This is a genomic window from Hymenobacter montanus (assembly GCF_014699115.1).
GTDB classification, from domain to species: domain Bacteria; phylum Bacteroidota; class Bacteroidia; order Cytophagales; family Hymenobacteraceae; genus Hymenobacter; species Hymenobacter montanus.
In genome coordinates, this window is the sequence record NZ_JACXAD010000022.1 from 87,583 (window position 1) to 98,232 (window position 10,650).

Genomic DNA, 10,650 nt, shown 5'->3' on the forward strand with positions numbered 1-10,650 from the left:
GGCCACAGTCCAAGCTGAATCCAAGCTGGTTCCAACCATTTGTCCCTTCCGTTTTTTCGCGAAATTTTTGGAAGGAAGGCTAAAAAGGGGCAAAACAGCCGGGAAATGGCCTTTTCGCGGATTTTTTCGCGAAATTTTCTTTAGTCATTATTTGTCCCTTTTGTTCTACCCCCATCACATTTGTGTTTAATATAAATTGGGTGAAGCTCTGTCCGTTATAGTTGAATGTGAAACCGATAGATTGAGGCGCCGAGTTGGCGTCGTCCAGGTCATTCACCACAATGGCCGTGCTGGTGCTGCCGAGCGGCATATAAGTAGCGCTGGTGTTGGTAACCGAAGTGGGAGAATAGTTTATCGCCTGCCCTTGGGCAGCAAATGCACCAAGACCAAGGAAGACCAGTAAAGCTAGGTCCTGGCGACCGGGTAAGTGTGAGAGTAACTGTTCTTTTTTCATGTGTTCAAAGTGGTAGATTGGGAAAGTGAAAATATTGCAGCGTATACACCGCTTGCTGCACTATTTGTTACATAAGCGCAGCGAAATTGTACAAATTCTTTCAATCGTATACCATATTGGTATTTTTCAGGATAAATCAAAGATTTGCTACCGGGTCAGCGCTTTGAGAAGGAAATTAGTTGCAGCGAAAGCAGCCGCCACATTCCCGTATAAAGCTGGTAGATGGGCCGGCTAAATTTTAAACCTTACGCCCGTCAATAGCCACCCCGCACTCCCCCTTCGTAAAGGCAATGTTGCTTTGGCTGGCGCGACCCTACACCGCCTAGTCAGCAAGTGCTCCCAGCCGAGAAAATTCGGCTGAGGCAAGCCCATCTCAGATGCGCTAGCGGCTGTGCGGGGTCGGCAATTCCGGCCTGGCTTGAGGCCTGGTAGTCCAATGCCGCGCGCTACCGTCGTGCTCCAACTCCGGTGGCACTACTCTCTCTAAGTCGTCAACCAGCAATAAAGCAGATAACGTGGTCTCGGCTCATCTGACGTCCGCGCCGCCGAAGCAGGACCGTCTTTTTGAGGCATTAAAGAGCCTGTTTGTGGGCATCCGAGGCCGTGGACGCAGCTATCGGGCCCCCGCGAGGGTCTTTCTGCTAATTTGCAGCAGTACAATACCATCTTACTGACTTATGAATGAACTACCTGCCCGTTTCTGGCTGATAGCCGCCGCGCTGGCCTTGGCCGCCTGCTCCGCTACCAAGCCCGTTGCGGTAGCTACCGGGGCCGCGACGGCCGCCGCAGCCCCGGTTCCACCCGACCCCAAAGGCGTGGGCCTCGACATGGCTGACCTCGACCACACGGTGAGTCCCTGCGACGACTTCTTTCTTTTTTCGGGTGGCAACTGGCTTCGTAACAACCCGATACCGAGCTATGCCTCCAGCTGGGGCCCGCGCAACCAGCTCGGCAACCGCACCCAGGCTTTGCTGCGCCGTATTCTGGAAGAAGCCGCGGCCAACCGCACCGCACCGCCCGGCAGCAACGCCCAGAAGGTGGGGGACTTCTACGCTGCGGCCATGGACACTGCCGCCATCGAGCGGGCGGGCCTGGCCCCCCTGAAGCCGGAGCTGGTCCGCGTGGCTGCCGTGCGCGACCAGGTGGGCCTGCGCGCCGCCATCGTGCATTTGCAAGAGCTGCAAGCCGGCGTTTTCTTCCGGGCGGGGGTGGACGTGGACGAGAAAAACACCGCCCAGTACGCCGTGCGGCTGGACCAGGGCGGGCTCACGCTGCCCGACCGCGACTTTTACTTCAAGAGCGACGCCCGCACCGAGAAAGTGAAGACGGCTTACCGTGCGTACATGACGCAGATTTTTAGCTTGCTCGGCGACGCGCCGGCCGTGGCCCAGCGCAATGCCGCCACCGTTGAACGCCTCGAAACCCGCCTGGCCAAGGCCTCGCGTACCCGCGTGGAGCTGCGCGACCCCCAGGCGAACTACAACAAAATAACGGTGGCGGCGGCGCAGCAGCGCTATCCGGTGCTGGCTCCCCAAGCGTTGCTGGCCGGGATGCAGCTGGGCAAAGCGCGGGAAATCATCGTGGGTCAGCCGGCGTTTTTTGACGAGGTGAACACGCTGCTGAAAACCGAGCCCCTGGCCGACCTCAAAACCTACCTGCGCTGGCACCTGGTGCGGTCGGTGGCCAGCACCCTGCCCACGGCCTACGCCGAGGCCGCGTTCCGCTACAACCAGGCGCAGACCGGCGCCAAGCAGCCGGCGGCTCGCTGGAAGCGCATGCAAGCCGCCACCGACCAAGCCTTGGGCGAAGCCTTCGGCCAGCTTTACGTCGACCAAGCCTTCAGCCCCGAAGCCAAGGCCAAGGCCCTGGAAATGGTGAACAACATCAAGGCCAGCATGGCCGAGCACATCCAAACCAATACCTGGATGAGCGCCCCCACCAAGGCCGAAGCCCTGAAAAAGCTCAACGCCCTGCGTGTGAAAATCGGTTACCCCGACGTGTGGAAAGACTATTCGGCCCTGAAAATTACCCGCGAAAGCTACCTGAAAAACGTGCTGGCGGCCCGGCAATGGGCGGCCCGGGAAGCCGCCGCCAAGTTTGGCGGGCCGGTCGACCGCAACGAGTGGAGCATGACCCCGCCCACCATCAATGCCTACTATAACCCGCCCCTGAACGAGATTGTGTTCCCGGCCGGCTACCTGCAGCCGCCCTTCTTCGACCCCCGGGCCGACGACGCCATCAACTACGGGGCCATTGGTGGGGTGATGGGCCACGAAATCACCCACGCCTTCGATGATGAGGGCCGGCAGTACGACGCCGCCGGCAACCTGCGCGACTGGTGGACGCCCGCCGACGCAGCCGAGTTTACCAAGCGCGCCGCGGTGGTGGGCCGGCAGTACGATGCCTTCTCGCCCCTCGACTCGGTGCACGTAAACGGCCAACTGACCATGGGGGAGAACCTGGCCGACTTCGCCGGCCTCACCGTGGTGTATGGTGCCCTCCAGAAGCAGTTACAGCAGCGCTACGGCAACGGCCCCCGCCCGAAGTTCGACGGCTTTACCCCCGAGCAGCGCTACTTCCTGAGTTGGGCTCAGCTGCGTCGCCAAAACATTCGCCCCGAGGCCCTGCGGCAGCAAATTGCCACCGACCCGCACTCGCCCGGCCAGTACCGCACCATCGGGCCGCTGATGAACATGCCGCAGTTTCAGCAGGCTTTTGGGTGTAAGGAGGGCGACAAGATGGTTCGCCGCGCGGCAGATCGAGCCGTGATTTGGTAGAGTCCTCGCGCTGGGTGTCACGGGCCTCCCAGCAGGCTCCAGGGACTGCTCCGGCTTAAACGGCCCGGCAGGGCAAACCGTCAATATTTGGTCAAATGCCGCTACTGATAATGAGTTAGCATCGTTATTTGGTCATCCTAATCAGCAGGAATGGTATAAAAAAAGGCCTCAGCTCGGAGCCGAGGCCTTTTTTTATATACTATCGGTATAAAACGCGCACAAAATGCTTCCGGTCTATCAGGTAAACCGAGAAATCCCGGAGGTGCCTGGTTAGCGCGCTGCCATCTGCACTTCGCGCTGGGCTTCCTGGCCGCTGCGGTTGCTTCGGCCGTTCTGGCCCTTCTGGCCATTTTTGCCGTTGCCCTCCTGTACTTGTGCGTCGGTGGCCTGCTGGCCCATGTGCTCCGATATCTGGCCGTTGCTCATCGCTTGCTGGTTGTTGGCCTGCCCGCCCTGGATCTGAATCTGGTGGCGCATGGTTTTCTCCTCATTTTTGGGCACCATTACGCGCAGGATACCATCTTCAAAGTTGGCTTGGATCTGGCGGGGCTCCACGGTATCGGGGAGCTGGAACGAGCGTTGGAACGAGCCGTAGGAGCTTTCTACCACGTGGTAGCGGCGCTCATTTTGCTCGTTTTTAAAGTGGCGCTCGCCCGAAATGGTGAGCCGTCCCTGCTGGAAGTCCACCTTGATGTCTTCCCGCTTCAGCCCGGGCAGGGCTACTTCAATCTGATAGCCTTTTTCGGTTTCGTAGGCGTCTACTTGGGGCGAAAAGGCACTTACGCGGCCCCGGCTCGCCAGGGAGTCTTGGAAGAACCGGTCGAGCATGGTCGAAAAACTCATCGGCATCATATCACCGAACGAGTCCTGATATTTTTGAATAGCCATGAGGTTAAATGTTGATAAGGTTAGGGAAGAGAATTCTGCCTTAATAGGCGGGTATTTTACTGGTTGGGCGGGGCGCAGGTTTCACGGAAAAAGCCTTTTTGGGGCTGTGGAGGCACTTTTTTCTGATTTTAGTGAGTGAAGGCTAGGACTCGGACTGGGGGTGGGCCGCTGGGGTTTGGGGCTGCTGTTCTTGGGATAGGGGTTTGTTCTGGTGTTGCTTGTTACTGGTGTTCGTGGTACCACGAACCGCTGCGCGGGATTCGTGGCACCACCGCTGACCTGGTCGGTGTTTTGGACTGGTTTACGCTTCCATTATGCGGCTCTGGCGGTTGATGGATTCCAGGTGCACGGCGGCCAGGTACTGCTCTACGAATTCGGAGGTGAGGCCCACGGCCTGGCCTTGGCGCAGGGCGCGGTCGAGTACCTCGTTCCAGCGGTTGGTTTGGAGGATGGTGATGTCGTTGTCTTTTTTGTACCGGCCGATTTTTTCGGCCACGGCCATGCGCCGGCCCAGCAACTGCATGATTTCCGCGTCGAGGTGGTTGATTTGCTCGCGCAAGCTGGCCAGGGCCGTGATAAACTCGCGCTGGTCGGTGGTCTCGTGGCGCCACACCAGGGCATGGATGAGGTCGTGGAGCGCTTCCGGGGTAATCTGCTGCTTGGCGTCGCTCCAGGCCGCGTCGGGGTCCTGATGCGACTCAATCATGAGGCCGTCGAAGTCGAGGTTGAGGGCCTGCTGGGCCACGGCGGCCAGCGTGTCGCGGCGCCCGCAGATGTGGCTGGGGTCCGACAGCAGGGGCAACTCGGGCAGGCGGCGCTTCATTTCGATGGGCAGGTGCCACATCGGCGCGTTGCGAAAGTCGGTGTTGCCGTAGCTCGAAAAGCCCCGGTGGATGAGGCCCACTTGCTTGACCCCCGCTTTTTGCAGCCGCTCCACGACCCCAATCCACAGCTCTAGCTCGGGGTGAATGGGGTTTTTGACCAGCACCGGGATCTCGACGCCGCGCAGGGCCGTGGCAATCTCCTGCACCGAGAAGGGGTTGCCCGTGGTGCGGGCTCCCACCCATAGAATGTCGATGCCGAAGGCCAGGCAGTCCTCCACGTGCTTGGCGGTGGCTACTTCCACGGCCGTGGGCAGGCCGGTAAGCTCACTCGCTCGTTTCAGCCAGGGGAGGCCCTTGGTGCCCACGCCTTCGAACATGCCGGGCTTGGTGCGGGGCTTCCAGATGCCCGCGCGCAGGGCCTGCACCTTGCCGGTGGCAGCCAGGCGCTGGCAGGTGTCGAGTACCTGGGCCTCGGTTTCGGCTGAGCACGGGCCCGAGATGAGGAAAGGCTTGTCGTCCGGCTGACGGTTAAAGAGCGCAGATTTCATATGATGAAGGGAAGGATTAGCGGGTTGATAAATTTGGGGGTGGGAGATAGGCTACTCCCTGCCTTACCAGGCGAAGGCCGGCGTAGCGAAAGGGGGTTGTCGTTTACAGCTCAGGGCAGAATCTTGCGGATGTGGTTGGCCTGTTGAATCCGCTCCTCGAGCCCGGCATAGTCTTCCCGGGCCAGCAGCTCGCGCAAGTGTTGCAACTGGTGCAGGTGCTCGTCGAGCACGTCGAGTACGTTAAGGCGGTTGTGGCGGAAGATGGGCACCCAGGTAGCGGGCGCGCTTTTGGCCAGCCGTACCGTCGACTCGAAGCCTCCGCTGGCCAGGTCGAAGATGCGCTGCTCCTCTTTTTCCTTTTCCAGGACGGTGAGCGCCAGCGCGAAAGAAGAGATGTGCGAGATGTGCGACACGTAGGCGGTGTGCAGGTCGTGGTCGGCCCCATCGAGGTAGAGCAGGCGCATGGGCAGGGCCCGAAACAGCTGCTCCACAACCTGCAGGGCGTCAGGGGCGCTGTTAGCCGTGTCGCAGAGCACCATCGTCTTACCCTCGAACAGGCCCACCACGGCCGCGTCCGGACCCGAATGCTCGGTGCCGGCCATGGGGTGCGTGGCTACGAAACGGCCGCGGTGGGGATGCTCGGCCACGGCCGCCAGTAGCGCCTGCTTGGTCGAGCCCACGTCGATGACAACCTGGTGCGCCGCAGTGGCGTCGAGCACGGGCGGCAACACGCTCACCATGGCGTCTACCGGCACGGCCACGACGATTAAATCGGCCTGGCGGACGGCGGCGCCCAGGTCGGTCTCGATTTTATCAACCAAGCCCAATTCCAGGGCCCGGTGGGCGTGAGCCGGCTGCTGCTCCACCCCGATGAGGCAGTGGGCCAAGCCGTGTTGGCGCAGGCTGAGGGCGAGCGAGCCGCCGATGAGCCCCAGGCCGATGATAGTGACAGTCATTGAGAGGGTTGGAAATGGGAAGTAGGGAGGTGGGGATTAAGGGGGCATAGCGGGCGGAGCAGCTCGCTCGCATTGTTCAACCAGTGCGTTAGGGCTGCCCCCGGGAGGCTTTGTCCCTGGCTTGAGGCGCCGCCGGCTCGGTCGACAGGGTGGAGGCAACAGTAGGAGTTGGAGTGGCAGCAGGCTCGGGCCCGGCGGATTCCGGCTCCGGCTTTCCCGCGATCCATTCAGAGCAGTTTTCGCAGAGAAAAGAATTAAAAATGAAGAATTAAAAATCTGCCGGTCCATTTTTTTAATTCTTCATTTTTAATTTTTAATTCCTAAAAAGTACCCTGACTTAAGAACCTCTATCTGCTGGGGTCGCCGCCCGCTCCGGCTCAGCGAGGAGGGCGGTTTGGGCTTTTATCCTGGCCAGGGCCTCGCGCAGCACTGCTTCCGGCTGGCAGAGGCTGGCGCGCACGTAGCCCCAGCCGTTGCTGCCGAAAATGCCCCCCGGCGTGAGGAATACCCGGGCCTGGGCCAGCACGGCGTCGCTCAAGGCGTAGCCGTCGGCAAAGGCCCGGGGTACCGGGGCCCAGACGAACAGGCCCGTTTGGCCCGGCGCGGGCGCGCAACCCACCGCCCGGAGCAATTCCACTACCAGCTCCCGGCGGGCGCGGTACGTGGTGTTCAGCGCTTCAAACCAGTCGGAACCCAGCGCCAGGGCCGCCACGGCGGCCTGCTGCACGCCCAGGAACATGCCCGAGTCCATGTTGCTTTTAAAGCGGAGGACGTCGGATAGCAAGTCGGCCCGGCCCACCAGCATGCCCACGCGCCAGCCGGCCAGGTTATGCGACTTGCTCAGGGAGTTAAGCTCCAGCGCCACCTCGCGGGCCTGCGGCACCGCCAGCAGGCTGAGGGGGGGCGTTTCGTTCAAAATGAAGCCGTACGGGTTGTCGTGCACCAGCAGAATCTGGTGCGCCCGGGCGAAGGCCACCAGCTGGGTCAGAAACGGCAGGTCGGCGGGCGTGCCCGTGGGCATGTGCGGGTAATTCACCAGCATGAGCTTGACGCGCGAGAGGTCGGTGGCCGCCAGGGCCGCCAGGTCGGGCCGCCAGCCGGTGGCGGCGGTGAGGTCGTACTCGCGCACCCCGGCCCCGCATATTTCGGCCACGGCGCGGTAGGTGGGGTAGCCAGGGTTGGGAATGAGCACCTCGTCGCCGGCTTCCAGAAAGGTCATGCCCACGTGCATCAAGCCTTCTTTCGAGCCCAGCAGCGGCAGCACTTCGCTAGTGGCATCGAGGGCCACGCCGTAGTGGCGCTGGTAGAACTCAGCCATGGCCCCGCGCAGCGCCGGCGTGCCCTGGTAGCCCTGGTAACCGTGGGCGTGGGGCTGCGCCGCGCTAGCGGCAAGGGCGGCGGTTACGCTCGGGTGGGGCGGCAAGTCGGGGCTGCCGATGCCCAGGTTGATGATATTAGCACCCGCGGCATTGAGGGCCGCCAACTCGCGCAGCTTGCGCGAGAAGTAGTATTCGCCAGTGTGGGCCAGCCGGCTGGCAACGGAGACTTGCATGGGCAGTTCGGAGTGAGGCGAGGGTTCTGGCGAGCGGAACGAAGTCACTCGTTCCCGCTGCGTGACTAATCTGGTACTGTGAAAAACCTTGTTTATGGAAGCCGAGCGCTAGTGCTATTAAGGGAGCCTGGTCCCTCCCTGGGCGCAGCTTGAGCCCGGGGCCGATTGCCTGGCTCTGCCCGCAACGCCCCCGCAACAGCCGTCTCCATGCTGCCCCGGCGGTAAGCGCCCAGCACCCGCAGCTCCTCGGTGACGGGCTCCAAATCGGTAAGCAGGGCGTTAAACTGGGCCAGGTCCTCGAACTCCACATCGGCGTGAAAGCCGTAGTGCCAGGGCTGGCCGGGGCGGGGGCACGACTGGAGCTTACTCAGGTTGAGGCCGTGCGCGGCCACGCGGATGAGCACCTGAGCCAAGCTGCCCGGGGCGTGAGGAGCGTGAAAATAGAGCGACGCCTTGTCGGCGCGGGAGTCGACCACGGCCGTTTCGGCGCGTTGCAGCACCAGGAAGCGAGTGTAGTTGTGTGGGTCGTCGTGGATGCTGCCGACCAGGATGCTCAGGCCAAACTGCTCGGCGGCCTGGGCGCCGGCCACCACGGCCACGCCGGGCGACTGGTTCTCGGCCAGCAGTTGGGCGCTGTGGCCGGTATCATCGGTTTCGACCAGCTTCCAGTGGGGGTAGCGGTCCAGGAAGTCACCGCACTGGCGCAGGGCCATGGGGTGCGAGTGCACGGCTTGCACGTCGGCTAGGCGGGTGTTGGGCAGGGCCAGCAGGTGTTGGTGAATGGGCAAGTACACTTCGCCCGTGACGCGAATGGCCTGCCGCTCCAGCAGCAGGTAGTTAGGCAGGATGCTGCCGGCCAGCGAGTTTTCCATGGCCATCAGGCCGGCCTCGGCCGTGCCATTCACCACGTGCGCCACCACCGCGCCGAAAGTGGCGCAGGGCAGCAAGGTCGGCGCCGCCCCGAAATACTGGCGGGCGGCTACTTCGTGAAAGCTTCCCCGGAACCCTTGAATGGATACGTGTTGCGGCATAAGGCTGGTTGCTAGTTTATTAGGATTTGAAGAGGTTGCGGCCGGCGGGACGTGGCGGGCAGTGGGTTATCGGGAAACGGGCAATAAAAAAGGGCCTCCGGTGTGCGGGGCCCTGCTAGTGTTGGCGGAGAGTGTGGTGGTTAACACGAGCAACAGCGGGCCGGCTTCTGCGGATAGAAGTAGTAGCCGTAAGTAAAAAAGACCTGCTGAGTGGGAGTCATGAGCAAAATGAGCATTAAAAAAGCGCCTTCCCGATAAACGAGCGGCGCTGGAGAAGTTTGTGGATCAGCTACAAACGGCGGCTCGTTCTACGCGGCGGCGCAGAAGTAATAGTAGCCAAAAAAGTAGCGGGTCTGAAGCATGGAGCAGTGAATACTGTGGCAAGATAGAGATGAGATTAATAAAAGCAAATTTTCAGCGTCCTGTTTTTACGCTGTCCGATGCCTAACTGCCTCGCTATCATTGCCGAAAAGGTGCGAACGATAGGGCCCTGCATCCCACGTACCAGCGTCGCTAGTGAAGCCTCCCCTGACCCCGTGCGCTAGCGGCGCGAAGCCTGCCGAGAGACAAGCCCGGCGACTGGGACCCGGAACGGAAAGCGGCCGGCTGAGACGAGGACGCAGCTTGTCTTGCTGGGCCAGAACATTTGGTGACTTTCTTGGCAGTTCGGGTCAAGGCGGGGGGCCGCTTGGTCGTGTTGGGCCAGGACTCATTCACGCCGAAAACAACTCTTTCAGCCAGTTAAGGTGCCCACGGGAACCCCCTGCCCGGGCGCTAGGTATGAGTAGCTTGCACCACCCGCGCCGTTACCAGCAATTGGCCCAGGTGGCGGGTGGTGTGTTCGGCCGCGTGGCCCAGCAGGCCAATAACGGTGGACGGAATCTGGGCCCGGCCCACGCCACGTGCCGTGGTCAGCGCGGCTTCGGGAGTAGCGCGGAGCTGCTCCAAGGCCCTGTCGACCTGCGTACTGAACTGCTGTAGCAGATGCGCTACCGTACCGGGTTCAATGGTGAGGGGTGCTTGCTCCGCGGCCAGGGCGGCTAGCTGCCCGGCCGTCAGGGCCTCGGCCCGGGCGTAAGTGAACAGGCGGTCCAGCACGCCGGCCAGATGTTGCAAGTGAAAGCCCACCGAGGCCACACCGGCAGGCCGCTCGTTGAGCAAGCCCGGCGGGAAGCGGTGCAAGGCGGCGGTCAGCTCTTCGCGGGCTTGCAGCAGGGCGGCGGCCACGGGCTGGAGCAGCGGCGGCACGCCGGGCAGGGGACCGCGCTGCCACACTTCGGGAAGATTGGGGGAAGACATTTTTGGGGAGTAAAAAAGTTGAGGTGCTATTTACGGGGTGCTGAGTTGACTTTCGGGCGCTAGTTTATCCCTGGGGCAGGTGCCCTTATTGGTCCAAGGATCATTACTTGCTTCGGGGATGTTAGGGTAGGAGAGCTTGTCTGTGAATCCTCCGGGCGAGGAGCTTTACCATGCTTCGCCTGGGCACTATTACTCAACAGGCCGCTTTAATTAAAGAGTGTTGTTTGCCGGTTCCCGGGTCTGTCCTAGGCTGTACGGACAATTATCTTTGGGTTCGTGAGCAATCTGGATGAAATCAGTGACCGGGCATGGGCGGCGTTG

At 61.6% G+C, this 10,650-nt stretch carries 8 protein-coding genes; 1 reads left to right on the forward strand and 7 read right to left on the reverse strand.

Going from position 1 to position 10,650, the window contains the following annotated elements; genetic code table 11:
* Positions 1 to 79: 79 nt before the first annotated feature.
* A complete protein-coding gene (locus tag IC235_RS17760; protein WP_191006546.1) occupies positions 80 to 454 on the reverse strand; it encodes a hypothetical protein in 375 nt (124 codons plus the stop codon).
* Between the two features lie 677 nt (positions 455 to 1,131).
* On the opposite strand from IC235_RS17760, the gene IC235_RS17765 reads away from it, so the two are divergent.
* Positions 1,132 to 3,231 (forward strand): M13 family metallopeptidase, encoded by a 2,100-nt coding sequence (locus tag IC235_RS17765; RefSeq protein WP_191006547.1) that lies wholly within the window; start codon positions 1,132 to 1,134, stop codon positions 3,229 to 3,231.
* Between the two features lie 270 nt (positions 3,232 to 3,501).
* Here the strand turns inward: IC235_RS17765 and IC235_RS17770 are convergent, their stop codons facing one another.
* The 6 genes from IC235_RS17770 to IC235_RS17795 all read right to left on the reverse strand — a co-directional run bounded on the left by IC235_RS17770 (position 3,502) and on the right by IC235_RS17795 (position 10,329).
* A complete protein-coding gene (locus tag IC235_RS17770) occupies positions 3,502 to 4,119 on the reverse strand; it encodes an Hsp20/alpha crystallin family protein (protein WP_191006548.1) in 618 nt (205 codons plus the stop codon).
* A 301-nt stretch (positions 4,120 to 4,420) separates the two neighbouring features.
* Positions 4,421 to 5,491, reverse strand: coding sequence for a chorismate mutase (locus IC235_RS17775; protein ID WP_191006549.1), 1,071 nt, complete (start codon positions 5,489 to 5,491; stop codon positions 4,421 to 4,423).
* Positions 5,492 to 5,601: 110 nt separating this feature from the next.
* The gene (locus IC235_RS17780) at positions 5,602 to 6,447 is read right to left on the reverse strand and encodes a prephenate dehydrogenase (RefSeq protein ID WP_191006550.1); all 846 of its coding nucleotides are present in this window, start codon (positions 6,445 to 6,447) and stop codon (positions 5,602 to 5,604) included.
* A gap of 337 nt (positions 6,448 to 6,784) precedes the next feature.
* Positions 6,785 to 7,999 carry a pyridoxal phosphate-dependent aminotransferase gene (locus IC235_RS17785; RefSeq protein WP_191006551.1) on the reverse strand — a complete coding sequence of 405 codons (1,215 nt, stop codon included), beginning with the start codon at positions 7,997 to 7,999 and terminating at the stop codon, positions 6,785 to 6,787.
* 92 nt (positions 8,000 to 8,091) lie between these two features.
* Positions 8,092 to 9,030, reverse strand: coding sequence for a prephenate dehydratase (locus tag IC235_RS17790; RefSeq protein WP_191006552.1), 939 nt, complete (start codon positions 9,028 to 9,030; stop codon positions 8,092 to 8,094).
* Between the two features lie 774 nt (positions 9,031 to 9,804).
* Positions 9,805 to 10,329 (reverse strand): DinB family protein, encoded by a 525-nt coding sequence (locus tag IC235_RS17795; RefSeq protein ID WP_191006553.1) that lies wholly within the window; start codon positions 10,327 to 10,329, stop codon positions 9,805 to 9,807.
* Positions 10,330 to 10,650 lie beyond the last annotated feature (321 nt).